This is a genomic window from Pseudomonas sp. LS1212 (genome assembly GCF_024741815.1).
Classification (GTDB): domain Bacteria; phylum Pseudomonadota; class Gammaproteobacteria; order Pseudomonadales; family Pseudomonadaceae; genus Aquipseudomonas.
This window is the reverse complement of the sequence record NZ_CP102951.1, coordinates 3,829,738-3,855,467: the sequence shown is the minus strand read 5'-3', so window position 1 is coordinate 3,855,467 and position 25,730 is coordinate 3,829,738. Positions and strand designations below refer to the sequence as shown.

Genomic DNA, 25,730 nt, shown 5'->3' with positions numbered 1-25,730 from the left:
TCATCGTGCCTGGATGCGCCATCCACCGGTCGCATCCGGGCCAGGGCATGCCATCGACGGCATGCCCCGGGTTCGGCTTACATGTTCGGGTAAGTCGGACCACCGGCACCTTCCGGCGCCACCCAGGTAATGTTCTGCGAAGGGTCCTTGATGTCACAGGTCTTGCAGTGCACGCAGTTCTGGGCGTTGATCTGGAAGCGCTTGTTGCCGTCTTCCTGGGTAACGACCTCGTAGACGCCTGCCGGGCAGTAGCGCTGGGCGGGCTCGTCGTACAGCGGCAGGTTCTTGGCGATCGGGATGGTCGCGTCGGCCAGCTTCAGGTGGCACGGTTGTTCCTCTTCATGGTTGGTGCTGGAGAGGAAGACCGAGCTGAGCTTGTCGAAGCTGAGCTTGCCATCGGGTTTCGGGTAGTCGATCTTTTTCGAGTCGGCTGCCAACTTCATGCAGGCATAGTCCGGCTTGGTGTCGTGCAGGGTGAACGGCAGTTTGCCGCCGAAGAGGTTCTGGTCCAGCCAGTTGAAGCCACCGCCGATAATGGCGCCGAACTTGTGGATCGCCGGGCCGAAGTTACGGCTGGCGAACAGCTCTTCGTAGAGCCAGCTGGCCTTGAACGCATCGACGTAGCTGGTCAGCTCATCGGCACCTTCGGAGCCGGCGAACAGGGCATCGGCCACCGCATCGGCGGCGAGCATGCCCGACTTCATGGCCGTGTGGCTGCCCTTGATCTTGGCGAAGTTGAGGGTGCCGAGGTCGCAGCCGATCAGCGCGCCGCCCTTGAACACCATTTTCGGCAGCGAGTTCAGGCCGCCCTTGGAAATGGCGCGGGCACCGTAGCTGATGCGCTTGCCGCCTTCGAGGTACTGCTTGAATACCGGGTGGTGCTTGAGGCGCTGGAACTCGTCGAACGGCGACAGGTAGGCGTTGCTGTAGGAAAGATCGACGATCAGACCGACCACGACCTGGTTGTTTTCCAGGTGGTAGAGGAAGGAGCCACCGGTGTTTTCGGTGCCGACGATGTCCAGCGGCCAGCCGGCGGTGTGGACCACCAGGCCTTGCTGGTGCTTGGCCGGGTCGACTTCCCAGATTTCTTTCAGACCGATGCCGTAGTGCTGGGCATCGGCGTCGCTGTCCAGGTTGAAACGCTTGATCAGTTGCTTGCCGATATGGCCACGGCAGCCTTCGGCGAACAGGGTGTACTTGCCACGCAGTTCCATGCCGGGGGTGTAGAGGCCTTCTTTTGGATGGCCTTCGCGGTCCACGCCCAGGTCACCGGTGATGATCCCGCGTACCACGCCGTTCTCGTCGAACAGGGCTCCCTGGGCAGCGAAGCCGGGGTAGATTTCCACGCCCAGGTTCTCGGCCTGCTGGGCCAGCCAGCGGCACAGGTTACCCAGGGAGATGATGTAATTGCCTTCGTTGTGCATGGTCTTGGGCACGAACAGGTCAGGCACCTTGGTGGCGCTCTCGGCATTCTTGAGCACGTAGATGTCGTCGCGCTTGACCTCGGTGTTCAGCGGCGCACTGCGTTCTTTCCAGTCCGGGAACAGTTCGTTCAAGGCGCGCGGTTCGAAAACCGCACCGGAGAGGATGTGGGCGCCGACCTCGGAGCCTTTCTCGACCACGCAGACGCTGATTTCTTTACCGGCTTCGGCGGCCTTCTGCTTCAGTCGGCAGGCGGCGGACAAGCCAGCGGGGCCTGCGCCGACGATGACCACGTCGAATTCCATGTATTCGCGTTCCACAGGTTCTCTCCTACTCAAGGCTCATCGGTTTTTCTAATTGGCTGGTTTGCCGTTGTCGTCCACGTTGGCGCTGTAGCGCCTGCACAAACGGACTACACAGCTTTGTCTTTGGCCGGGCATTATATCTACACCACTCGCCGGGTCCAATACAAACGTTTGTTTGAATTTGCCGCAGGCCAGTAAAATCAAAGAAGCGCGGCTGATGGCTGGCAGTTTTGCCGTATTGACCGGATTGGGCGTTGCGGTCAAGATACGGTCGGTTTTGCGCTCGCCGTAGGCTGGCCGTCGGATTCAGGTGCACCTCTAAAAACAGGCGAAAAAGCAGGGCTGTAAGGCCCATACCCGTCTTGTAGTGGAGTTTACACGTCACGACAACGATTGACTCGCCGGTTTTGACCGGAATAGTCGGGCAAAGACCGATGAGTCAGGGTAAAGATGCGCCCTTGCAATCGTTTTTAGAGGTGCCCTTGTGCCCACGCGTAATCGCCGGGTCCGCCCAGGCGACATTCTTTTCACCGGAGAGTAACGAGGAATCCATGAAGGTTCTTGTAGCTGTCAAACGAGTGGTCGACTATAACGTCAAGGTTCGCGTCAAGGCGGACAACTCCGGCGTCGACCTTGCCAACGTCAAAATGTCCATGAACCCCTTCTGCGAGATCGCTGTAGAAGAGGCCGTGCGTCTGAAAGAGAAAGGCGTTGCAAGCGAGATCGTCGTCGTCAGCGTCGGCCCGAGCACTGCCCAGGAGCAGTTGCGTACCGCGTTGGCACTGGGTGCCGATCGCGCCATCCTCGTCGAGTCCGCTGACGAGCTTAATTCCCTGGCCGTGGCCAAGCTGCTCAAGGCCGTTGTCGACAAGGAGCAGCCTCAGCTGGTGATCCTGGGCAAACAAGCCATCGACAGCGACAACAACCAGACCGGCCAGATGCTGGCCGCGCTGACCGGTTTCGCCCAGGGCACCTTTGCCTCGAAAGTGGAAATCGCCGGCGACAAGGCCAACGTGACCCGCGAAGTCGACGGCGGTCTGCAGACTGTTTCCCTGAGCCTGCCAGCCATCGTCACCACCGACCTGCGTCTGAACGAGCCACGCTACGCTTCCTTGCCCAACATCATGAAGGCCAAGAAGAAGCCGCTGGAAACCGTCACTCCAGACGCGCTGGGCGTTTCCACCGCCTCCACCAACAAGACCCTGAAAGTCGAAGCGCCGGCTGCTCGCAGCGCCGGTATCAAGGTCAAGTCGGTTGCTGAACTGGTCGAGAAACTGAAAAACGAAGCGAAGGTAATCTAAATGACTATCCTGGTTATCGCTGAACACGAAAATGGTGCAGTTGCCCCGGCAACCCTGAACACCGTTGCTGCAGCCGCGAAAATCGGTGGCGACATTCACGTGCTGGTAGCAGGTCAAGGCGTTGGTGCCGTGGCTGAAGCCGCTGCAAAAATCGCTGGTGTTGCCAAGGTACTGGTTGCCGATAACGCAGCCTATGCCCACCAGCTGCCGGAAAACGTTGCTCCTCTGGTTGCAGAGTTGGGCGCTGGCTACAGCCACATCCTGGCTCCGGCTACCTCCAACGGCAAAAACATCCTGCCGCGCGTTGCCGCGCAACTGGACGTCGACCAGATCTCCGAGATCATCGCCGTTGAATCGGCCGACACCTTCAAGCGTCCGATCTACGCTGGTAATGCCATCGCGACCGTGCAGTCTTCGGCAGCCGTGAAAGTGATCACCGTGCGTGCCACCGGCTTCGACGCCGTTGCCGCAGAAGGGGGTTCGGCTGCGGTTGAAGCCGTCGCTGCTGCGCACGACGCAGGCAAATCGTCCTTCGTCGGCGAAGAGCTGGCCAAGTCCGACCGTCCTGAGCTGACCGCGGCCAAGATCGTCATCTCTGGCGGTCGTGGCATGCAGAATGGCGACAACTTCAAGCACCTGTACGCCCTGGCCGACAAGCTGGGCGCGGCCGTCGGCGCTTCGCGCGCTGCGGTCGACGCAGGCTTCGTGCCCAACGACATGCAGGTCGGCCAGACCGGCAAGATCGTTGCGCCACAGCTGTACATCGCCGTCGGTATCTCCGGCGCGATCCAGCACCTGGCCGGCATGAAAGACTCCAAGGTGATCGTTGCGATCAACAAGGATGAAGAAGCGCCGATCTTCCAGGTGGCCGATTACGGCCTGGTGGCTGATCTGTTCGAAGCCATCCCTGAGTTTGAGAAGCTGGTTTAATCCAGCGTCTTCACTTATAAAGAGCCCGATCATTTCGGGCTGTGAAAGCGCGGCAGTGAACTGCCGCATTTTCAACAGCCCAGGGTGATCGGGTTTTTTTATTCTGGTAAATACGTTGGCGCTGCCGGTATTGGCCGGGTAGGGCGGACATTTGTTCTGGCGTGGCTGAAAGGGAGTTTTGCATGGGGCGGCTTGGCCGGATGAAGGCTGTACTGTTGCTCGGCGTTGTCTTGCTGCCATCGCTCGCGCTGGCGGCAGGCAAGTGCGAGCGCCTGGTCGCCACCGGCAGCCCGGATGCACCCCCGTATCTATGGCGCGACCCGCAGGATCCCAGGCACTTGATCGGTGCCAGTGCCGATCTGTTGGTGCAGGCAGCAAGCGAGCTGGGCCTGAAGGTCGAGGTGCTTTACGCGGGAACGTCCGGGCAGGCGCTGGACGAAGTGCGCAGCGGTCGTGTCGATCTGGTGGCGGGCATGCCCCTGTCAGTGGGCGAGCTGGATGCGCTGGACTTCATTCACCCGGCGCTGACCCACAACGATTATCTGGTCTGGACCCGACATGGCTCGACGCTGGTCTACGACAGCCTGGCCGACTTGGGCGGGCACCCTGGTGCCGTATCGCAGAAGGCGCGGTTGACCCCGTCTTTCGAAGCGTTGGCCAAGGAGCATTTGAACCTGGCACCGGTCGAGAACCTGACCCAGGCCTTCCAGAAACTCTTGCTCGGCCAGGTCGAGTATGTGCTGGCCGGGCGCTACACTGGCGCGGCCATGGCTCAGACACTGGGCATGAGCAATGATCTGGTGGCACACGGTCTGCCGCTGGATCGGCCGGGTCTGTACCTGGCGCTGTCGCATAATTCAGCCTGCAATGACCCATGGTTGCGCGGACAGCTGGCGAAAAAAATGACAGAATTGCCCGCGTCCGGGCTGACCGAGGCCGTATTGCAACGCAATGTCGAACGCTGGAAGGCGCAATTGCAGCAACCGCTCGGCGCCCCTAAACAGTAGGAATACCTTGTGAGAATTCAACCGCTATTCGCTGTCTTGGCGATTCTGGCCCTGGCCGGTTGTGCTGCCGATCCGGCGCCGACCGAGCAGTTTCGCCTGACCGAGCAGGCGCTCGAGCAGGCCAAGGCCGTCGGTGCGACCGATGCAGTACCTGAGCTGAAACTGGCCGAAGAAAAGTTTGCGCGCGCACGCTCCGACATGGCCAGCCAGTCCTTCAAGCATGCCCGCATGCGCGCCGAGCAGGCCGAACTGGATGCGCGCCTGGCCGAGGCGCGGGTCCTGACCCAGAAAAGCGAGGAGCAATTGAGCGCGCTTGATGCCCGGGTCAATCGTCTGCGCAAGCAGTTGGGGGAAGTGCAGTGAGCGTGTTCAAGCAGGTAGCGAATGGGGTGCTGGTGCTCGGTTTCGCGGGGTTGTTCGGCTGCGCCAGCCAACAGAGCAGCGAGGCTGCATTGCAGCAAGCCAATTCGAGCTTTCAGTCGGTCAAGGAGGATTCCCATGTGTTGCGCAGTGCACCCAAGGACGTGATTCGCGCCGGGGAGTCCCTGGCCCGGGCCGAGCGGTTGTCGAGCTACTGGGGCAGCAGCGCCGATGTCCGGCATTACGCTTATCTGAGCCAGCGCTACAGCGAAATCGCTCGCGAGCACAGTGAGCAGACTCTTAATCAGGAGCGCCTGACCAAGCTGGAGCTGGAGCGCCAGCGTTTGCAGTTGGCCTTGCGTGAGGCCAAGCTGCTCAGCGTGCAGCAGCAGGGTAAATGGCTGGAAGAGCAGATCGTCAGCCTGGCGACCACGGAAACCGATCGGGGGCTGGTCATGACCCTGGGCGATGTTTTGTTCGATACCGGCAAGGCTGACCTGAAGAACTCGGCCAACCGGACGGTGCTCAAGCTGGTGCAGTTTCTCCAGCTCAATCCCAAGCGCATAGTGCGGATCGAGGGTTACACCGACAGTACGGGGAGCCGACAGGACAACTTGCAGCTATCTCGCGCACGTGCGCAATCGGTGGCCGATATGTTGGTCGATCTGGGTGTGGAGGAGAAGCGGATTCAGGTCGAGGGTTATGGCGACGAGTATCCGGTAGAAGCCAACGCTTCGGAGCGTGGCCGGGCGAAGAATCGCCGGGTGGAGATTGTTTTTTCCGATGAGAAGGGGCGGCTCGGCGCAGCTCGCTGAAGCGTTTGAAGATCGAAAGCCCGGCGTTGTTGTGACGCCGGGCTTTTTTTATTGCGGGGTGTCAGGCGGGGCCTATCGCTGGCAAGCCAGCTCCCACAAAAGCACTCCTCACTACCCATTGTGGGAGCTGGCTTGCCAGCGATGAGGCCTACGCGACTGTCGGGCTATGCCAGCACAAGCACAGTTTTGACTATCACGAGACTGTATTGTCGACTATTCTGGCAACTGTGCCAGTACACTTTGTAACTGTTCCGGTAATCTGTCACGCAAGAATAAATAAGCAGCCTGCAAGTCGAGATCGTGCCATGACCAACCTCCTGCTTTATCAACGTATCGCCCAGCAGTTGGCCGAGGACATTCGCCGAGGCGTTTATCAGCCGGGAGAGCGCGTGCCGTCGGTGCGCAAGATGAGTTCGCAGCTCAACGTCAGCCATGCCACGGTTTTGCAGGCTTATGCCAATCTCGAAGACCAGGGGCTGATTCGTGCCCGGCCGCAGTCTGGCTATTACGTTCACCAGACCCCGGCCTTGACGGCCCCGACACCGGACATCGCCCGCGTCGAGCGCCCCGGGCTGGTCACCCGCAGCAGCATCATCCAGCAGGTCCTGGTCGAATCGCGCCGCGAAGGGGTGTTCCCCCTGGGCGCTGCAGTGCCGCATGTGGATTACCTTCCGGTACGTGCGCTTCATCAGCAGCTGGCAAAAGTGACGCGTTTTCACAGCCCGCGGGCCTTCAGCTATATGTTCAGCCCCGGCTTCGAACCATTGCGCCGGCAGGTGGCGATTCGCATGCGCGATGCCGGTGTGGTGGTCGACCCGTCGGAGTTGGTGATCACCCATGGCTGTGTCGATGCACTGCAGATGTCCTTGCGAGTGCTGACCCGTCCCGGCGATCTGATAGCGGCAGAGTCGCCGACCTATTATGGGCTGTTGCAACTCGCTGACCTGCTGGGCCTGAAGGTCATCGAGATTCCCAGTGATCCATCCTCGGGCATGAGTCTCGAAGCGCTGCAGTTGGCGGCCAGCCAATGGTCGATCAAGGCCCTGGTGTTGACCACTCGTCTGAGCAATCCGCTCGGCGGGACCATGCCTGAAGAGCGCCAGAAGCAACTGCTGCGCCTGGCCTCGGATTTCGATATTCAGATCGTCGAAGATGATATCTACGGCGAACTGATGTTCGAGCAGGGGCGCACCAAGGCGCTGAAGGCGTACGACCGGCTCGACCGGGTGATTTACTGCTCGAGTTTTTCCAAGACCCTGTCGCCAGGTGTGCGCATAGGCTGGATGATTGCCGGCAAATACCAGCAGGAGATCCAGCGCCTGCAGACATTCAGTACCCATTCTGCCTGCAGCGTGACGCAAATGGGCGTGGCCGCCTATCTGGAGAACGGGGGTTACGACCGCCATTTGCGCTTCATCCGGCAGGAGTACCGGAAAAACCTGAGTGCCTATCAATTGGCTGTTCAGCAGTACTTTCCCGAGGGCACGCAGATGACCCGGCCGACGGGCGGTTTCATTCTCTGGGTCAGTTTGCCGGGCCGGGTCAACACCCAGGAGTTGCATGTCCGGGCGTTGCAGCAAGGTATCAGCATCGCCCCCGGGCTGATTTTCAGTAACACCGAGCAGTTCAATCACTGCATCCGCCTCAATTGCGGGATACCCTGGAATCGCGAGGCGGAAAGGGCATTGATGACCCTTGGCATGCTGGCAAGCCAGCTCTGCCAGGAAGCTGCCCAGGGTGGGTTTCAGTAAGCGCTTGGTAAATGCGGGGTCGCACTCTTGTCAGCGCTTCTACTAGCGAGGAGCATAGAAGTGTGTACTGTCAATGTGTCGCGACCCATGAAGTTTTTCTACCCTGCCGGGCTTCTGTTTCTGTGTTTGTTCAACCCTCTGGTTTTGACCTCTGCGCACGCAGCCGTCGAGGCCGGAGTGTCTTCGCGCCTGCTATTGGCAGATTCGAAAACCCAGGCGGAGTCTTCCGTCAAGCCCTCTGCAAAAACATCGGGCAAAGCGGTCGCGAGCAAGTCAACGGCTCGCCAATCGGCCGAGGTCATTGCCACTCGCTTGCCAAAGGCGCACCTGGACCTGAGCCTTCCTCCGGAAATGGTCGAAGAGCTGGAGCCGCCTTCGCAGGTTATCGGTCGGCAGCGCCAGGAAACGCCGCCGGTCCTGTTCGGTGACAAGCCGGCAGAGAGTCCATACCAGCTCAATGGCCGACTGCTCAACAATGAGCTGGACCTGCAGTTGCGCGACCGCCGGGACGTTGAAGGGGCGGCCATTGAATTCGAGTACAGGCACTGAGCCCTGATCTAACGGTCGTAGGGCGCTCGAAAAATCCCGCAGGCAGTAATTTCAAACGGTTGTTTTAGCGGGTACTATCCTGATTCTTCCATCACTTTGCTCTCCCGAGGATTTTGTCGTCATGAAATGCCGTGAAGGCTGTGGCGCCTGTTGCATGGCGCCATCGATCAGCTCGCCCATTCCAGGCATGCCCAATGGCAAGCCGGCCGGGGAGCGCTGCCTGCATCTGTCCGTGGAAAACCTCTGTGCTCTGTTCGGTCGCCCGGAAAGGCCGGCGGTCTGCGGCGCCTTTGGGGCGGATATCGAGGTCTGTGGCGAGAGTCGGGAAGAGGCGATCAGAATCCTCGGGTGGTGGGAGCAAATGACGGCTGTAGCCTGAATGATCTTGGACAACAAGGAATAAAAGAATGAGATCGCTGCATCGAATGGCTGTTGTGTGTGGGCTGACCACGTTGCTGGCAACGGCGGCGCATGCCGAAGACTGGCAGGTGGCCAAGAATGAAGCCGGGATCAAGATTTCCCTGAACGAAGTCCCGGGTTCCAAGTACAAGGCTTATCGCGGCGTCACCCTGGTCAAGGCCAGCGTCGCCAAGCTGCGTGCCTTGCAGGAAGATGTGCCGGGCGCCTGTTCCTGGGTTCATGAATGCAAGGTCCAGAAGTTGCTCAAGCATGAGGGTAACCAGAGCTGGACCTACACCCGGTACAACACCCCATGGCCGGTGACGCCGCGCGACTCGGTGCTGCATGTGACCACGATCGAGGGCGCCGACGGCAGCCTGACCCGCAAGCTGGAAGGTGTGCCCAGGTATATCCCTGAAGAAAAAGGTTTTGTCCGGGTGGCGCAGGTCGAAGGGTTCTGGAAATTCGTGCCCAAGGGCGATAGCACTGAAGTGACGTACCAGGTGCATACCGAACCGGGTGGTAGCGTGCCTTCGTGGCTGGCCAACAGTTTTGTCGTGGATGCGCCTTTCAATACATTGAAGGCGTTGCGGGAGAGGGCGGAGAAGTAAAATTTGGCAGTACAGATAAAGATGTGGTCTGTCTGCCTCTAAATTGTGCTGGTTGTGAATGCAGTCGATGTAGCCGCTGCCGTAGGCTGCGCTGGGCCGTAAGGCCCCGGCGATCTCGAGATCTTGCGCCCGCTGCGCGGTCGAGCGCAGCCTGCGGCAGCGGCTACAGGTTTTGCGATCAGCCAAAAAGATTTGCGATCAGCCAACAAATTGCGAATGACCAACAAAAAAGGCTGCCAAATGGCAGCCTTTTTTCGTTTTCAGCGCTGCAGGGCAGTGCTTACTCGCGGTCTTCCAGCTTGGTGATGTCGCGCGACTCGTAGCCGGTGTACAGCTGGCGAGGGCGGCCGATCTTGTACGGGCTGGAGAGCATTTCTTTCCAGTGCGAGATCCAGCCGACGGTCCGCGCCAGGGCGAAGATCACGGTGAACATGCTGGTTGGAATGCCGATGGCCTTGAGGATGATCCCCGAGTAGAAGTCGACGTTCGGGTACAGCGAGCGCTCGATGAAGTAAGGATCGGTCAGGGCGATCTCTTCCAGGCGCATGGCCAGTTCGAGTTGCGGATCGTGCTGGATGCCCAGCTCTTTGAGCACTTCGTCGCAGGTCTGCTTCATCACGGTGGCGCGTGGATCGCGGTTCTTGTAGACCCGATGACCGAAGCCCATGAGTTTGAACGGATCGTTCTTGTCCTTGGCCTTGGCGATGAACTTGTCGATGTTCGAGACATCGCCGATTTCATCGAGCATGCTCAGCACGGCTTCGTTCGCACCGCCGTGGGCAGGGCCCCACAGTGCGGCGATACCGGCGGCGATACAGGCGAACGGGTTGGCACCCGAAGAGCCCGCAAGGCGTACGGTGGAGGTCGAAGCGTTCTGTTCGTGGTCGGCATGGAGGATGAAGATCCGATCCATGGCCTTGGCCAGTACCGGGCTGATCGGTTTGATCTCGCACGGGGTGTTGAACATCATGTGCAGGAAGTTTTCCGCATACGACAGGTCGTTGCGCGGGTACATCATGGGTTGGCCCATGGAGTACTTGTAAACCATCGCTGCCAGGGTTGGCATCTTGGCAACCAGGCGGATCGCGGAAATTTCGCGATGCTGCGGGTTATTGATGTCCAGGGAGTCGTGGTAGAAGGCCGAAAGGGCGCCGACTACGCCGCACATGACGGCCATTGGGTGGGCGTCGCGACGGAAGCCGTTGAAGAATGTCTTCAACTGCTCGTGGACCATGGTGTGGTTTTTCACGGTGCCGACGAACTGGGCTTTCTGTTCGGCGGTAGGCAGTTCGCCATTGAGCAGCAGGTAGCAGGTTTCCAGGTAGTCGGATTTCTCTGCCAGTTGCTCGATCGGGTAGCCGCGATGCAGCAGGATGCCTTTATCGCCGTCGATATAGGTGATCTTCGACTCGCACGAGGCGGTCGCCATGAAGCCGGGGTCGAAAGTGAAGCGGCCCGTGGCCGTCAGACCCCTTACATCGATAACATCGGGACCAACGGTGCCGGTTAAAATGGGCAGCTCGACGGGGGCTGCGCCCTCGATGATCAACTGCGCTTTTTTGTCAGCCATGTGGCCTCCTATTAATGCTTGAAATCATCAGACAGACCCCCCACGCAGGGCCCGCACCACTATAGTGAGATAAATTCGAAAGTCAATTTGCTTAAAGTCAGGCTGGACTGGGCTTTGGGCGCTATTTTTCCGCGAAAATCCCCGCCATTTACGCCTTTTATCCGGCTAAAGCAATCAGCTATTAGGGGTAGGCCTTTACGTTGTCATTAGTGCCCTAACTGTCTATACTCGGCACCCGACCGCCAGGGGCTTTAAAGCCCGTTTTGCTGGGTGTCGTCACTCCCTGGGTGGTGGGTACCTGACCAGTGCACTTCCCGACAACTTTGCCCTGCTTGCTAGGGGCTCTTCAGTGTGAAAAAAAGCCGTGAATAGCCAACGACCTGTAAACCTAGACCTAAGGACCATCAAACTCCCAGTCACTGCTTACACGTCCATCCTTCACCGTATCTCCGGTGTCATCCTCTTTCTCAGCCTGGCCATCATGCTTTTTGCATTGGACAAGTCGCTGAGTTCGGAAGAAGGCTTCGGTGAAGTGAAGGCGTGTCTGACCAGTCCGCTAGCCAAGCTAGTGATTTGGGGAATCCTGTCCGCCTTGCTGTATCACCTGGTTGCCGGTGTGCGCCACTTGATTATGGATATGGGCATCGGTGAGACGCTGGAAGGCGGCAAGCTGGGCTCGAAAATCGTTATCGCCGTGTCCGTGGTGGTAATCATTCTGGCAGGAGTTTGGATATGGTAACTAACGTCACGAACCTGTCGCGTTCGGGCCTCTATGACTGGATGGCACAGCGTGTGTCTGCGGTCGTTCTCGCGGCTTATTTCATCTTCCTGATCGGATACCTCATCGCGAACCCTGGCATTGGCTACGACCAATGGCACGCACTGTTCGCAAACAACTGGATGCGTATTTTCAGCCTGTTGTCCCTGGTTGCCCTGGGCGCTCACGCCTGGGTCGGCATGTGGACCATCGCGACCGACTACCTGACGCCCATGGCATTCGGCAAGTCCGCGACAACAGTACGTTTCCTGTTCCAGGCAGTATGCGGCGTCGCGATGTTCGCGTTCTTCGTCTGGGGTGTGCAGATTCTTTGGGGTATCTGATTCATGTCTAACGTTAATACGATGTCTTTCGACGCCATCATCATTGGTGGCGGCGGCGCCGGCATGCGCGCTGCACTGCAGCTGGCTCAGGGCGGTCACAAGACTGCAGTGGTCACCAAGGTATTCCCGACGCGTTCGCACACTGTATCGGCCCAGGGTGGCATCACCTGCGCCATCGCTTCGGCCGACCCGAACGATGACTGGCGCTGGCACATGTACGATACCGTCAAGGGTTCCGACTACATCGGCGACCAGGACGCTATCGAGTACATGTGTTCCGTAGGTCCGGAAGCGGTCTTCGAGCTCGAGCACATGGGCCTGCCGTTCTCCCGTACCGAGCAGGGTCGCATCTACCAGCGTCCGTTCGGTGGCCAGTCCAAGGATTTCGGCAAGGGCGGCCAGGCTGCGCGTACTTGCGCTGCTGCCGACCGTACCGGTCACGCACTGCTGCACACTTTGTATCAGGCCAACCTGAAGGCCGGCACTGTATTCCTCAACGAATACTATGCAGTAGACCTGGTGAAGAACCAGGACGGCGCCATCGTCGGTGTGATCGCCATCTGCATCGAAACCGGTGAAACCTCGTACATTCGCGCCAACGCAACTGTACTGGCGACCGGCGGTGCCGGCCGTATCTACTCGTCCACCACCAATGCCCTGATCAACACCGGCGACGGCGTGGGCATGGCCCTGCGTGCCGGTGTGCCGGTGCAGGACATCGAAATGTGGCAGTTCCACCCAACCGGCATCGCCGGCGCAGGTGTACTGGTCACCGAAGGTTGCCGCGGTGAAGGCGGTTACCTGATCAACAAGCACGGCGAGCGTTTCATGGAGCGTTATGCGCCTAACGCCAAGGACCTTGCCGGTCGTGACGTTGTGGCCCGTTCCATGGTCAAGGAAATCATCGCCGGCAACGGCTGTGGCCCCGATGGCGACCACGTGATGCTCAAGCTCGACCACCTGGGCGAGGAAGTGCTGCACAGCCGCCTGCCAGGTATTTGCGAGCTGTCCAAGACGTTCGCACACGTCGACCCGGTTGTAGCGCCGGTTCCGGTTGTTCCAACCTGCCACTATATGATGGGTGGCGTCGCCACCAACATTCATGGCCAGGCGATCACCCAGGATGCCAACGGCAACGACACGATCATCCCGGGTCTGTTCGCCGTGGGTGAAGTGGCTTGCGTATCGGTTCACGGTGCCAACCGTCTGGGCGGCAACTCGTTGCTCGACCTGGTGGTATTCGGTCGTGCGGCTGGCCTGCACCTGGAACAAGCGCTCAGCGAAGGCGTCGACTACCGTCGCGCCAGCGAAACCGACCTGGATGTCGCTCTGGCCCGCCTCAACGGCCTGAACGAGCGTACCTCGGGCGAAGACGTGGCCTCGCTGCGCAAGGAACTGCAAAGCTGCATGCAGAACTACTTCGGTGTATTCCGTACCGGTGAATACATGCAGAAGGGTATCGCTCAGCTGGCAACCCTGCGCGAGCGTATCGCCAAGGTCAAGATCAACGACAAGAGCCAGGCGTTCAACACCGCCCGTATCGAAGCGCTTGAATTGCAAAACCTGCTGGAAGTTGCCGAAGCCACGGCGATTGCCGCAGAACATCGTAAAGAATCTCGCGGTGCTCACGCCCGTGAAGACTTTGAAGATCGCGATGACGAAAACTGGCTGTGCCACACCCTGTACTTCCCGGGTGAAAAGCGCGTAGCCAAGCGTGCCGTGAACTTCTCGCCAAAAACTGTTCCGACTTTCGAGCCTAAAGTCCGGACTTATTAAGGGTGACCGATATGTTGCAAGTCAGTGTTTATCGTTACAACCCGGACCAGGACGCCGCGCCGTTCATGCAGGAATTCCAGGTCGACACCGATGGTAAAGACCTGATGGTGCTGGACGTGCTGGCCCTGATCAAGGAACAGGACGAAGGTTTCTCCTATCGTCGTTCCTGCCGTGAAGGCGTTTGCGGTTCCGACGGCATGAACATCAACGGCAAGAACGCCCTGGCGTGTGTCACGCCGCTGTCTGCTGTCGTAAAAGGTAACAAGTTGATCGTGCGTCCGCTGCCTGGTTTGCCGGTTATCCGTGACCTGGTCGTCGATATGAGCATCTTCTACAAACAGTACGAGAAGGTGAAGCCATTCCTGCAGAACGACACGCCGGCTCCGGCCATCGAACGTCTGCAGTCGCCCGAAGAGCGTGAAAAGCTGGACGGTCTGTACGAGTGCATCCTGTGCGCCTGCTGCTCGACTTCCTGCCCGTCCTTCTGGTGGAACCCGGACAAGTTCCTGGGTCCAGCTGCTCTGCTGCAAGCTTATCGCTTCCTGGCAGACAGCCGTGACACCAAGACCGAGGAGCGTCTGGCTGCGCTGGATGACCCGTTCAGCGTATTCCGCTGCCGCGGGATCATGAACTGCGTAAGCGTTTGCCCGAAAGGCTTGAATCCGACTAAAGCCATCGGTCACGTACGCAACATGCTGCTGCAAAGCGGCATTTGATTTAGCTGTTGTTGTACCCGTAATGCACTGCGGCGCAGGTGTTGAAGCCTGTGCCGTAGTGATAACCAAGCGCCAGCCCACAAAGCTCGTGCTTTTACTTTTGAAGAAATGAGACCAGCAGGGGCATCCGGGCTGGTACCCGGACTATCTGCGGGACCCTCGGTGGCTTGGCTTGGTCGCTGCATTTCGACTTGCCCAGGCTCACTGTGGATATCCGCCGGTGGAGTCCCCTTACCGAGGGTGACCAAGCATGCAAGAAAGCGTGATGCAGCGCATGTGGAACAGTGCCCACCTATCCGGTGGTAACGCTGCCTATATGGAAGAGCTCTACGAGCTCTACCTGCACGACCCTAACGCTGTGCCAGAAGAATGGCGCACCTACTTCCAGAAGTTGCCCGCTGAAGGCAGCACTGCTACCGATGTATCGCACTCCACGATCCGCGATCATTTCGTGTTGCTGGCAAAGAACCAGCGCCGCGCTCAACCGGTATCCGCCGGCAGCGTGAGCTCAGAGCACGAGAAGAAGCAGGTTGAAGTGCTTCGTTTGATCCAGGCCTACCGCATGCGCGGCCACCAGGCAGCCCAGCTCGACCCGCTGGGGCTGTGGCAACGTCCTGCGCCCGTAGACCTGTCGATCAATCATTACGGCTTGACCAATGCCGATCTTGATACGACCTTCCGTACCGGCGACCTGTTCATCGGCAAAGAGGAAGCGAGCCTACGCGAAATCTTCGACGCCTTGCAGCAGACATATTGCCGCACCATTGGCGCCGAATACACCCACATCACCGACTCCGAGCAGCGCAGCTGGTTCCAGCAGCGTCTGGAGAGCGTGCGTGGCCGTCCTGCCTACTCTGCCGACATCCAGAGCCACCTGCTCGAGCGCGTCACCGCTGCCGAAGGCCTGGAGAAATACCTGGGCACCAAGTACCCGGGCACCAAGCGTTTCGGCCTGGAAGGCGGCGAGAGCCTCATCCCGCTGCTCGACGAGCTGATCCAGCGCTCCGGTTCCTACGGCACCAAGGAAGTCGTGATCGGCATGGCTCACCGTGGTCGCTTGAACGTGCTGGTCAACACGTTCGGCAAGAACCCGCGTGATCTGTTCGACGAGTTCGAAGGCAAGAAGCAGGTCGAGCTGGGTTCCGGTGACGTGAAGTACCACCAGGGCTTCTCCTCCAACGTCATGACCGCAGGTGGCGAAGTGCACCTGGCCATGGCGTTCAACCCTTCGCACCTGGAAATCGTCTCGCCGGTTGTCGAAGGTTCGGTCCGCGCCCGTCAGGATCGCCGCAACGATCCGGAAGGTGACAAGGTGCTGCCGATTTCCATCCACGGTGACGCGGCATTCGCCGGTCAAGGCGTGGTCATGGAAACCTTCCAGATGTCCCAGACCCGCGGTTTCAAGACCGGCGGTACGGTGCACATCGTCATCAACAACCAGGTTGGCTTCACCATCAGCAACCCGCTGGACTCGCGTTCGACCGAGTACGCGACCGACGTTGCCAAGATGATCCAGGCGCCAATCCTGCACGTGAACGGCGATGATCCGGAAGCGGTACTGTTCGTGACCCAGCTCGCCATCGACTACCGGATGCAGTTCAAGCGCGATGTGGTCATCGACCTGGTCTGCTACCGTCGTCGCGGCCACAACGAGGCCGACGAGCCGAGCGGCACCCAGCCGCTGATGTACCAGAAGATCGCCAAGCAGCGCACCACCCGCGAGCTGTACGCCGACCGCCTGATCCAGGCCGGCCGCCTCGATCTCGTGCGCGTACAGGGCAAGATCGACGACTACCGCAATGCGCTGGACAACGGCCTGCACGTGGTAAAAAGCCTGGTCAAGGAGCCGAACAAAGAGTTGTTCGTAGACTGGCGTCCGTACCTGGGTCACGCCTGGACCGCGCGTCACGACACGCGTTTTGGCCTCAAGACCCTGCAAGAGCTGTCCGCCAAGCTGCTGGAGCTGCCGGAAGGCTTCGTGGTTCAGCGTCAGGTCTCGAAGATCTACGAAGACCGTCAGAAGATGCAAGCCGGCGGCCTGCCGATCAACTGGGGTTACGCTGAAACCATGGCGTACGCGACCCTGGCGTTCGAAGGTCACCCGATTCGCATGACCGGCCAGGACATCGGTCGCGGTACGTTCTCGCACCGCCACGCAGTGCTGCATAACCAGAAAGACGCCAGCACCTACGTGCCTTTGCAGCACCTCTACGAAGGCCAGCCACGTTTCGACCTGTACGATTCGTTCCTGTCCGAAGAAGCGGTGCTGGCATTCGAGTACGGTTACTCGACCACCCAGCCTAACGCGCTGGTGATCTGGGAAGCCCAGTTCGGCGACTTCGCCAACGGCGCCCAGGTGGTTATCGACCAGTTCATCACCAGTGGCGAGCACAAGTGGGGCCGTCTGTGCGGTCTGACCATGCTGCTGCCGCACGGTTATGAAGGGCAGGGGCCTGAGCACTCCTCGGCACGTCTTGAGCGTTACCTGCAACTGTGCGCCGAGCACAACATTCAGGTGTGCGTACCGACCACCCCGGCACAGATCTACCATCTGCTGCGTCGTCAGGTGATCCGTCCGCTGCGCAAGCCTCTGGTCGTGTTGACGCCCAAGTCGCTGTTGCGCCACAAGCTGGCCATCTCGACCCTCGAAGACCTGGCTGAAGGTTCGTTCCAGACCGTCATTCCAGAGATCGATGCGCATGACCCGAAAAAGGTCACCCGCCTGGTTCTGTGCAGCGGCAAGGTCTACTACGACCTGCTGGAAAAACGCCGTGCCGAAGGTCGTGAAGACATCGTCGTCGTGCGTATCGAGCAGCTGTATCCGTTCCCCGAGGACGACCTGATGGAGACGCTCGCCCCTTACACCAACCTCGAACACGTGGTCTGGTGCCAGGAAGAGCCGATGAACCAGGGCGCCTGGTACAGCAGCCAGCATCACATGCGTCGCAGCCTCAGCAACCACAAGAAGGGCCTGTTCCTGGAATACGCTGGTCGTGAGGCGTCCGCCGCACCTGCTTGTGGTTACGCTTCGATGCACGCCGAGCAGCAGGAACAACTGCTGCAAGATGCCTTCACTGTTTAATGCCGTCGCGCACTAGAAACCGAATTTAAGGAACCACTGATAATGGCTATTCAGATCAAAGCCCCTACTTTCCCGGAATCGGTTGCCGATGGCACCGTTGCCACCTGGCACAAAAAACCGGGCGAGTCCGTCAAGCGTGACGACCTGATCGTCGACATCGAAACCGACAAGGTCGTGCTGGAAGTTCTGGCTACCGCTGATGGTGTACTGGGCGCGATCGTCAAGAACGAGGGCGACACAGTTCTGTCCGACGAAGTTCTGGGCGCTATCGAAGAAGGCTCTGCCGCCGCTGCTCCTGCTGCCGCACCTGCCGCTGCTGCTCAAGCCGCTGCGCCTGCTGCTGGCGATGAAGATGCCATCGCTGCACCTGCCGCACGCAAGCTGGCCGAAGAAAACGGTATCAACCTGGCCAGCGTCAAGGGCACCGGCAAAGACGGCCGCGTGACCAAGGAAGACGTGGTTGCCGCCGTTGAAGCCAAGAAAGCCGCTCCAGCTGCTGCGCCTGCTGCCAAGCCGGCCGCTGCGCCAGGCGCTGCCGCGCCGATCATGGCTGCCGGCGATCGCGTCGAGAAGCGCGTACCGATGACCCGCCTGCGTGCCAAGGTCGCCGAGCGTCTGGTCGAAGCACAGTCGAACATGGCGATGCTGACCACCTTCAACGAAGTCGACATGACCGAAGTCATGGCGCTGCGTTCGAAGTACAAGGACCTGTTCGAGAAGTCGCACAACGGCGTGCGCCTGGGCTTCATGTCGTTCTTCGTGAAAGCAGCCACCGAAGCGCTGAAACGCTTCCCGGCAGTCAACGCCTCGATCGACGGCTCGGACATCGTTTACCACGGCTACGCCGACGTCGGTGTTGCCGTATCCAGCGACCGTGGCCTGGTAGTGCCGGTTCTGCGTAACGCCGAACTGATGAGCCTGGCTGAAATCGAAGGCGGCATCGCCACCTTCGGCAAGAAGGCTCGCGACGGCAAGCTGTCCATGGAAGAAATGACTGGCGGTACCTTCACTATCACCAACGGTGGTACGTTCGGTTCCATGCTGTCGACTCCGATCGTCAACCCGCCGCAAGCGGCCATCCTGGGCATGCACAACATTCTGCAGCGCCCGATGGCGATCAACGGTCAGGTAGTCATCCGCCCGATGATGTACCTGGCGCTGTCCTACGATCACCGTTTGATCGATGGTAAAGAAGCCGTGACTTTCCTCGTTACCATCAAAAACCTGCTGGAAGACCCGGCTCGTCTGCTGCTGGATATCTAAAGAAGCAGTTGTGAGCTGCAAGCTGAAAGCTGCAAGTGAGTTGCGCTTCGGCTTGTGGCTTGCGGCTTGACGCTTGCCGCTATAGAAGAGGATCTTTTGAATGTCGCAAAAATTTGACGTTGTAGTGATTGGTGCTGGCCCTGGCGGCTACGTAGCGGCTATCAAGGCTGCACAACTCGGTCTGTCGACGGCTTGCATCGAGAAGTACACCGACGGCGAGGGTAAACTGGCCCTGGGCGGTACCTGCCTGAACGTCGGTTGCATTCCCTCCAAGGCGCTGCTGGACAGCTCCTGGAAATTCCATGAAGCCGAAGACGGCTTCAAAATCCATGGTATCAACCACGCTGGCGTGACCATGGACGTACCGGCCATGGTCGGTCGCAAGGCCAACATCGTCAAAAACCTGACCAGCGGTGTTGCCACCCTGTTCAAGGCCAACGGCGTGACTTCCATCCAGGGCCACGGCAAGCTGCTGGCCGGCAAGAAGGTCGAAGTCACCAAGCCTGACGGCACTGTCGAAGTGATCGAAGCTGACAACGTGATCCTGGCATCCGGTTCGCGCCCGATCGACATCCCGCCGGCTCCGGTCGACCAGAAAGTCATCGTCGACTCCACCGGCGCCCTGGAATTCCAGGCCGTGCCTAAGCGCCTGGGCGTGATCGGTGCTGGCGTGATCGGTCTGGAACTGGGTTCGGTATGGTCTCGCCTGGGCGCTGAAGTGACCGTCCTGGAAGCTCTGGACACCTTCCTGATGGCCGCCGACATAGCGGTCTCCAAGGAAGCGCTGAAAACCCTGACCAAGCAAGGCCTGGACATCAAGCTGGGCGCTCGCGTGACCGGTTCCAAAGTCAATGGCGAAGAAGTCGTGGTGACCTACACCGACGCCAACGGCGAACAGACCATCACCTTCGACAAGCTGATCGTTGCTGTCGGTCGCCGTCCAGTGACCACCGATCTGCTGGCAGCCGACAGCGGCGTGACCATCGACGAGCGTGGTTTCGTGTTCGTCGACGACTACTGCGCTACCAGCGTGCCGGGCGTTTACGCCATTGGCGACGTGGTACGCGGCATGATGCTGGCGCACAAGGCCTCGGAAGAGGGCATCATGGTTGTCGAGCGCATCAAGGGTCACAAGACCCAGATGAACTATGACCTGATTCCTTCGGTTATCTATACTCACCCGGAAATCGCGTGGGTCGGCAAAACCGAACAGGCCTTGAAAGCTGAAGGCGTAGAAGTTAACGTCGGCACCTTCCCGTTCGCTGCCAGTGGCCGTGCCATGGCTGCCAACGATACCGGCGGTTTTGTAAAAGTCATCGCTGATGCCAAGACCGACCGCGTACTGGGCGTCCACGTGATTGGCCCAAGCGCCGCAGAACTGGTTCAGCAGGGTGCGATCGGCATGGAATTCGGCACCAGCGCCGAAGACCTGGGAATGATGGTTTTCTCCCACCCGACCTTGTCCGAAGCGTTGCATGAAGCAGCGCTGGCAGTGAATGGCGGCGCCATTCACATTGCCAACCGTAAGAAGCGTTAAACAATAAGAAACCACGGCGGATGGCCCGTCGTGAGTCTTGCCTGCACGACTCACCGCGGAATATCCGCTGGACTCGACCTCCCGGGGCCCTGTCTCGGGAGTAGCGGTCACAGGTGGTGCGGCACTTGTCAAAGTGCAGCACCGAAGCGCAGTACCTAACGAAGACGGTAATAAGCATGAATCTTCACGAGTATCAGGGTAAGCAGCTGTTCGCTGAATACGGCCTGCCAGTATCCAAGGGTTACGCGGTAGACACCCCGGAAGAAGCCGCTGCGGCGTGCGAGAAGATCGGCGGGACCGAATGGGTCGTCAAGGCCCAGGTTCACGCGGGTGGTCGCGGTAAAGCGGGCGGCGTAAAGCTGGTTCGCAACAAAGAAGACGCCAAAGCCTTCGCTCAACAGTGGTTGGGCAAGCGTCTGGTGACTTACCAGACTGATGCCAATGGCCAGCCAGTCACCAAGATCCTGGTTGAATCGTGCACTGATATCGCTAAAGAGCTGTACCTGGGCGCTGTCGTTGACCGTTCGAGCCGTCGCATCGTGTTCATGGCTTCCACCGAAGGTGGCGTGGACATCGAGAAAATCGCTCACGACACCCCTGAGAAAATCCTCAAGGCCACTATCGACCCACTGGTTGGCGCTCAGCCGTTCCAGGGTCGCGAGCTGGCATTCCAGCTGGGTCTGGAAGGCAAGCAGGTTGCTCAGTTCGCCAAGATCTTCGTTGGCCTGGCCAAGCTGTTCCAGGACCACGACCTGGCCCTGCTGGAAGTGAACCCGCTGGTGATCAAGGCCGACGGCGATCTGCACTGCCTCGATGCCAAGATCAACATCGACGCCAACGCCATGTACCGTCAGCCCAAGCTGAAAACCTTCCACGATCCGTCGCAGGACGATCCGCGCGAAGCGCACGCTGCCAAGTTCGAACTGAACTACGTAGCCCTGGAAGGCAACATCGGTTGCATGGTCAACGGTGCCGGCCTGGCCATGGGTACCATGGACATCGTCAACCTGCATGGCGGCAAACCCGCCAACTTCCTCGACGTTGGCGGCGGCGCTACCAAGGAACGCGTTACCGAAGCGTTCAAGATCATCCTGTCCGACTCCAACGTCGCTGCAGTACTGGTCAACATCTTCGGCGGCATCGTTCGCTGCGACATGATTGCCGAAGGCATCATCGGCGCCGTGAAAGAAGTCGGCGTGAAAATCCCGGTTGTTGTTCGCCTTGAAGGCAACAACGCTGAGCTGGGCGCTAAAGTACTGGCAGAAAGCGGTTTGAACATCATCGCTGCTACCAGCCTGACCGACGCTGCTCAACAAGTCGTTAAAGCTGCGGAGGGCAAGTAATGAGCGTCCTGATCAATAAAGACACCAAAGTCATCTGCCAGGGCTTCACCGGCTCGCAGGGTACTTTCCACTCCGAACAAGCCATTGCCTACGGCACCAAGATGGTTGGCGGCGTGACTCCAGGCAAGGGCGGTACCACCCACCTGAACCTGCCAGTGTTCAACACTGTGAAAGAAGCAGTAGAAGCCACTGGCGCCACCGCCAGCGTTATCTACGTACCGGCTCCTTTCTGCAAGGACTCCATCCTTGAAGCAGCGTTCGGCGGCATCAAGCTGATCGTCTGCATCACCGAAGGCATTCCTACCCTGGACATGCTCGATGCCAAGGTCAAGTGCGACGAGCTGGGCGTGACCCTGATCGGCCCTAACTGCCCAGGCGTCATCACTCCGGGCGAGTGCAAGATCGGCATCATGCCAGGTCACATCCACTTGCCAGGCAAGGTCGGTATCGTTTCGCGTTCCGGCACCCTGACTTACGAAGCCGTGAAGCAGACCACTGACGCCGGTTTCGGTCAGTCCACCTGCGTCGGCATCGGTGGTGACCCGATTCCGGGCTCCAACTTCATCGACATCCTGAAGCTGTTCCAGGAAGACCCGAAGACCGAAGCGATCGTCATGATCGGTGAGATCGGCGGTTCGGCTGAAGAAGAAGCGGCTGCCTACATCAAGGCTAACGTGACCAAGCCGGTTGTTTCCTACATCGCTGGTGTGACTGCTCCTCCGGGCAAGCGCATGGGCCATGCTGGCGCAATCATCTCCGGCGGCAAAGGCACTGCAGACGAGAAATTCGCTGCACTGCAAGACGCAGGCGTGAAAACCGTGCGTTCGCTGGCAGACATCGGCAAGGCCCTGGCCGAGCTGACTGGCTGGGAAGTGAAGAAGTAAGCTTCGGCTGACGTTCAGCTCCAGCTGCAAAGGCCACCTTCGGGTGGCCTTTGTGCTTTTGGGGTGTCAGTACCGGCCCCATCGCGGGCAAGCGGAACGCCGCCCGGCCCGCTCCCACAGAGGAAATGCGTACACCGCGGTCTCCTGTGGGAGCTGGCTTGCCAGCGATGAGGCCGGTACAAACAACACAAAATGCATAAATGCGACACAAAAATGTCGCGCATCGGATACTTCGCCCCGCAACAGTGCGTTCAAGGCCCAAATTCGGTACCCTAGCGCGCTAACTTCTGTGTCTCGCGCCCCAAAAGGGAGCAGCACGCAAAACGGGCCTGTCCCATCCGGATAGGCAGCATTTCCCTCACCCATAGGGAAGTCCCCCTCTAAATTCCGATTCAGTAGTGTGGTATTTCCTTAATGAAAGTGTTGAAAGGCCAGGACATCCTGGCGCTTGGCTTTATGACGTTTGCCCTGTTCGTCGGGGCTGGCAACATCATCTTCCCTCCCATCGTCGGTTTGCAGTCCGGTCCTCATGTCTGGATGGCGGCGCTGGGCTTTCTGATCACCGCGGTGGGCCTGCCGGTCATCACCGTTGTCGCCCTGGCCAAGGTCGGTGGCGCGATGGATGCCCTGAGCAGCCCGATCGGCAAAGTCGCCGGCGGTCTGTTGGCGGCTGCGTGCTACCTGGCGGTCGGTCCGTTGTTCGCGACGCCGCGTACCGCGACCGTGTCGTTCGAAGTGGGCCTGGCGCCGCTGACCGGTGAGAGCCCGCTGGCGCTGTTTCTCTACAGCGCGGTGTATTTCCTGGTCGTATTCTTCATCTCGCTCTATCCGGGCCGCCTGCTCGATACCGTCGGGCGTTTCCTGGCGCCGTTGAAGATCATTGCGCTGGCGGTGCTGGGCATCGCCGCCTTCGCCTTGCCGGCCGGCGATATCGGCACGGCCACCCCCGAGTACGTTGCTGCACCGTTCTCCCAGGGCTTCATCAATGGTTACCTGACCATGGATACCCTCGGGGCGCTGGTGTTCGGCATCGTCATCGTCAACGCGATTCGCTCGCGAGGCGTCGACTCACCGCGCTTGATTACCCGTTATGCGATCATCGCCGGCCTGATTGCCGGCGTCGGTCTGGCACTGGTGTACGTCAGCCTGTTCCGTCTCGGCTCGGGCAGCCATGAAGTCGCCGCCGGCGCTACCAATGGCGCGGCGGTGTTGCACGCGTATGTGCAGCACACCTTCGGCTCCCTGGGCAGCGGTTTCCTGGCCGTGTTGATTTCCCTGGCGTGCCTGGTGACGGCGGTTGGCCTGACCTGCGCCTGCGCCGAGTATTTCAGTCGCGTGCTGCCGCTGTCCTACAAGACCCTGGTGATCATCCTGGCAGCGTTCTCGTTGCTGGTGTCCAACCTGGGCCTGACCAAGCTGATTGCGTTCTCGATCCCGGTACTGACGGCGATCTACCCGCCGTGCATCGCCCTGGTAGCCCTGAGCTTCTGCAAGGACTTCTGGCAAGAGCAGGGGCGCATTGTCGGCCCGGTCATGCTCGTATCGTTCCTGTTCGGCCTGATCGACGCCCTCAAGGGCGCGGGCCTGGCCGAGTGGATGCCGACCCAGATGGCGCACCTGCCGTTGAGCGAGCAAGGCCTGGCCTGGCTGGTGCCTTCGGTGATGACGCTGTTTGCTGCGGTAGTGGTCGACCGCCTGCTGGGCAAGCGCAGCGAAGCGCTGGCCTGATACCTCTGGCACCTGCCACAAGCAGGTAGCGAGAAACTGAAATGCCCCGTATCAATCGATGCGGGGCATTTTTTTATGCCCGATGATCGTGTCTTTTTCCCTGTGCTAACGTCGAAGCAGTGCGCTTTCGCCTCTTTCGTCAGTACTTTTTCCAGGAATTTGCATGTCGTTTGTAGAGAACAATCTGGTCCATCTTGCCGCGGCGCTGTGGTTCATCGTGTGTTGGGGGGGATATACCCGCTATGCAACCTGGAAGGGCCGCGACACCGCCTGCCTGGCCAGCGTGCTGCACCTGTACCGCGAAGACTGGATGCGCCGCATGCTGTTGCGCGACAACCGCATCGCCGATGCCAGCGTGATCGGCAACCTTGAGCGCAATGCCTCGTTTTTCGCCTCCAGCACCCTGATCATCCTGGCGGGTATTCTCGCGGTGCTGGGTGCTTCGGACCGTGCCCTGTCGCTGCTGGCCGACCTGCCGTTGGTGCAGCAGGCTTCCCAGGGGATGTCGGAGGTAAAGTTGCTGTGCCTGGCAATGGTCTTCGTCTACGCGTTCTTCACCTTTAGCTGGTGCATGCGCCAGTACAACTTCGCGGCAGTGCTGGTGGGGTCGGCGCCCATGGTCGGCGAGCGGCATGTCAGCGAGATGGAGCGCAAGGCCTTTGCTTCGCGTGCGGCGCGGGTTATTTCGATGGCGGCCAACCAGTTCAACTTTGGTCTGCGTTCCTATTATTTCGGCATGACCATGCTGGCCTGGTTCGTCAGCCCCTGGTTGTTCATGCTGATGAGCGCCGGGGTGGTGCTGGTGCTGTACCGCCGCGAATTTCATTCCGACGTACTGGATGTGATGGTCTATACACCGACGGAAGCGCCATTGCCTGAGGCGAGCCGGGAGATAGCCGGGTGAGTGTGTTTATCCGTGCGTTGCGTTATTAGTTCCGAGTTCGACCTTTGGAAAGTTTACGCCGAGCAAAATAAAGCCCGACATGATCGGGCTTTATTTTGCGTGATGCCTCAGCCTGCGACTTATTGGGCAGGTTTTGGCGCCGCTTCCGGTGCAGGGGCAGGGGTGGCTGCCTCTTCAGCCGCAGATTTGGCGGCTTCGACGTTTTCTTTGGCAGCCTCGTTCATCTTATCCTGAGCCTGCTCGGCTTGTTTCTGGACATCCGGAGCCTTGTTCTCGCTGGCTTTATCGCAAGCAGCAAGACCCAGGGTGGCGGCCAGCATCAAGGTATAAGCTAAAGTCTTACGCATGGGGTGTCTCTCCGTGTTTAAAGGTATCT

At 59.5% G+C, this 25,730-nt stretch carries 23 protein-coding genes; 20 read left to right on the top strand and 3 right to left on the bottom strand.

Annotated features, from left to right (window positions below):
• Positions 1 to 77: 77 nt before the first annotated feature.
• A complete protein-coding gene (locus NVV94_RS17875) occupies positions 78 to 1,742 on the bottom strand; it encodes an electron transfer flavoprotein-ubiquinone oxidoreductase (RefSeq protein WP_258443730.1) in 1,665 nt (554 codons plus the stop codon).
• Between the two features lie 536 nt (positions 1,743 to 2,278).
• Between NVV94_RS17875 and NVV94_RS17870 the strand changes: the two genes are divergently transcribed.
• The 9 genes from NVV94_RS17870 (at position 2,279) to NVV94_RS17830 (ending at position 9,450) form a co-directional block, all read left to right on the top strand.
• Entirely contained in the window at positions 2,279 to 3,028 is a 750-nt protein-coding gene (locus NVV94_RS17870; protein WP_258443729.1) for an electron transfer flavoprotein subunit beta/FixA family protein, read from the top strand.
• Positions 3,029 to 3,958 carry an electron transfer flavoprotein subunit alpha/FixB family protein gene (locus NVV94_RS17865; protein ID WP_258443728.1) on the top strand — a complete coding sequence of 310 codons (930 nt, stop codon included), beginning with the start codon at positions 3,029 to 3,031 and terminating at the stop codon, positions 3,956 to 3,958.
• Positions 3,959 to 4,140: 182 nt separating this feature from the next.
• Positions 4,141 to 4,965: an ABC transporter substrate-binding protein gene (locus NVV94_RS17860; protein ID WP_258443727.1), complete on the top strand. Its 825-nt coding sequence runs from the start codon at positions 4,141 to 4,143 to the stop codon at positions 4,963 to 4,965.
• Positions 4,966 to 4,974: 9 nt separating this feature from the next.
• Positions 4,975 to 5,328 carry a DUF4398 domain-containing protein gene (locus NVV94_RS17855; RefSeq protein ID WP_258443726.1) on the top strand — a complete coding sequence of 118 codons (354 nt, stop codon included), beginning with the start codon at positions 4,975 to 4,977 and terminating at the stop codon, positions 5,326 to 5,328.
• Positions 5,325 to 6,140 (top strand): OmpA family protein, encoded by an 816-nt coding sequence (locus tag NVV94_RS17850; RefSeq protein WP_258443725.1) that lies wholly within the window; start codon positions 5,325 to 5,327, stop codon positions 6,138 to 6,140. The genes NVV94_RS17855 and NVV94_RS17850 overlap by 4 nt, the downstream gene beginning before the upstream one ends.
• A gap of 305 nt (positions 6,141 to 6,445) precedes the next feature.
• On the top strand, positions 6,446 to 7,891 hold the full coding sequence (locus NVV94_RS17845; protein ID WP_258443724.1) for a PLP-dependent aminotransferase family protein: 1,446 nt from the start codon (positions 6,446 to 6,448) through the stop codon (positions 7,889 to 7,891).
• A gap of 87 nt (positions 7,892 to 7,978) precedes the next feature.
• Entirely contained in the window at positions 7,979 to 8,440 is a 462-nt protein-coding gene (locus NVV94_RS17840; protein WP_258443723.1) for a translation initiation factor 2, read from the top strand.
• Positions 8,441 to 8,561: 121 nt separating this feature from the next.
• Complete coding sequence (locus tag NVV94_RS17835) at positions 8,562 to 8,819, top strand: YkgJ family cysteine cluster protein (protein WP_258443722.1); 258 nt, start codon at positions 8,562 to 8,564, stop codon at positions 8,817 to 8,819.
• A 28-nt stretch (positions 8,820 to 8,847) separates the two neighbouring features.
• Positions 8,848 to 9,450 (top strand): START domain-containing protein, encoded by a 603-nt coding sequence (locus NVV94_RS17830; protein WP_258443721.1) that lies wholly within the window; start codon positions 8,848 to 8,850, stop codon positions 9,448 to 9,450.
• Between the two features lie 280 nt (positions 9,451 to 9,730).
• On the opposite strand, the gene gltA is transcribed toward NVV94_RS17830, so the two are convergent.
• Positions 9,731 to 11,020 (bottom strand): citrate synthase, encoded by a 1,290-nt coding sequence (gltA, locus tag NVV94_RS17825; protein ID WP_258443720.1) that lies wholly within the window; start codon positions 11,018 to 11,020, stop codon positions 9,731 to 9,733.
• Positions 11,021 to 11,384: 364 nt separating this feature from the next.
• Here gltA and sdhC point away from each other — a divergent pair, with 364 nt between their 5' ends.
• The 11 genes from sdhC to NVV94_RS17770 all read left to right on the top strand — a co-directional run bounded on the left by sdhC (position 11,385) and on the right by NVV94_RS17770 (position 25,354).
• Positions 11,385 to 11,759 carry a succinate dehydrogenase, cytochrome b556 subunit gene (gene sdhC, locus NVV94_RS17820; RefSeq protein ID WP_258443719.1) on the top strand — a complete coding sequence of 125 codons (375 nt, stop codon included), beginning with the start codon at positions 11,385 to 11,387 and terminating at the stop codon, positions 11,757 to 11,759.
• A complete protein-coding gene (gene sdhD / locus NVV94_RS17815) occupies positions 11,753 to 12,121 on the top strand; it encodes a succinate dehydrogenase, hydrophobic membrane anchor protein (RefSeq protein WP_258443718.1) in 369 nt (122 codons plus the stop codon). The genes sdhC and sdhD overlap by 7 nt, the downstream gene beginning before the upstream one ends.
• Positions 12,122 to 12,124: 3 nt before the next feature.
• The gene (gene sdhA, locus NVV94_RS17810) at positions 12,125 to 13,897 is read left to right on the top strand and encodes a succinate dehydrogenase flavoprotein subunit (protein WP_258443717.1); all 1,773 of its coding nucleotides are present in this window, start codon (positions 12,125 to 12,127) and stop codon (positions 13,895 to 13,897) included.
• 11 nt (positions 13,898 to 13,908) lie between these two features.
• Positions 13,909 to 14,613: a succinate dehydrogenase iron-sulfur subunit gene (locus NVV94_RS17805; protein ID WP_258443715.1), complete on the top strand. Its 705-nt coding sequence runs from the start codon at positions 13,909 to 13,911 to the stop codon at positions 14,611 to 14,613.
• Positions 14,614 to 14,863: 250 nt separating this feature from the next.
• Complete coding sequence (locus tag NVV94_RS17800) at positions 14,864 to 17,695, top strand: 2-oxoglutarate dehydrogenase E1 component (RefSeq protein WP_258443713.1); 2,832 nt, start codon at positions 14,864 to 14,866, stop codon at positions 17,693 to 17,695.
• A gap of 42 nt (positions 17,696 to 17,737) precedes the next feature.
• The gene (gene odhB / locus NVV94_RS17795) at positions 17,738 to 18,958 is read left to right on the top strand and encodes a 2-oxoglutarate dehydrogenase complex dihydrolipoyllysine-residue succinyltransferase (RefSeq protein ID WP_258443712.1); all 1,221 of its coding nucleotides are present in this window, start codon (positions 17,738 to 17,740) and stop codon (positions 18,956 to 18,958) included.
• A 100-nt stretch (positions 18,959 to 19,058) separates the two neighbouring features.
• Entirely contained in the window at positions 19,059 to 20,495 is a 1,437-nt protein-coding gene (lpdA, locus tag NVV94_RS17790; protein ID WP_258443711.1) for a dihydrolipoyl dehydrogenase, read from the top strand.
• A gap of 176 nt (positions 20,496 to 20,671) precedes the next feature.
• Positions 20,672 to 21,838, top strand: a complete 1,167-nt coding sequence (sucC, locus tag NVV94_RS17785) for an ADP-forming succinate--CoA ligase subunit beta (RefSeq protein WP_258443710.1) — start codon at positions 20,672 to 20,674, stop codon at positions 21,836 to 21,838.
• Complete coding sequence (sucD, locus tag NVV94_RS17780; RefSeq protein ID WP_258443709.1) at positions 21,838 to 22,722, top strand: succinate--CoA ligase subunit alpha; 885 nt, start codon at positions 21,838 to 21,840, stop codon at positions 22,720 to 22,722. The genes sucC and sucD overlap by 1 nt, the downstream gene beginning before the upstream one ends.
• A 414-nt stretch (positions 22,723 to 23,136) precedes the next feature.
• The gene (brnQ, locus tag NVV94_RS17775; protein ID WP_258443708.1) at positions 23,137 to 24,450 is read left to right on the top strand and encodes a branched-chain amino acid transport system II carrier protein; all 1,314 of its coding nucleotides are present in this window, start codon (positions 23,137 to 23,139) and stop codon (positions 24,448 to 24,450) included.
• Positions 24,451 to 24,613: 163 nt separating this feature from the next.
• Positions 24,614 to 25,354: a DUF599 domain-containing protein gene (locus tag NVV94_RS17770; RefSeq protein WP_258443707.1), complete on the top strand. Its 741-nt coding sequence runs from the start codon at positions 24,614 to 24,616 to the stop codon at positions 25,352 to 25,354.
• 119 nt (positions 25,355 to 25,473) lie between these two features.
• Here NVV94_RS17770 and NVV94_RS17765 read toward each other — a convergent pair whose 3' ends face one another.
• A complete protein-coding gene (locus NVV94_RS17765; RefSeq protein WP_258443706.1) occupies positions 25,474 to 25,701 on the bottom strand; it encodes a hypothetical protein in 228 nt (75 codons plus the stop codon).
• Positions 25,702 to 25,730 lie beyond the last annotated feature (29 nt).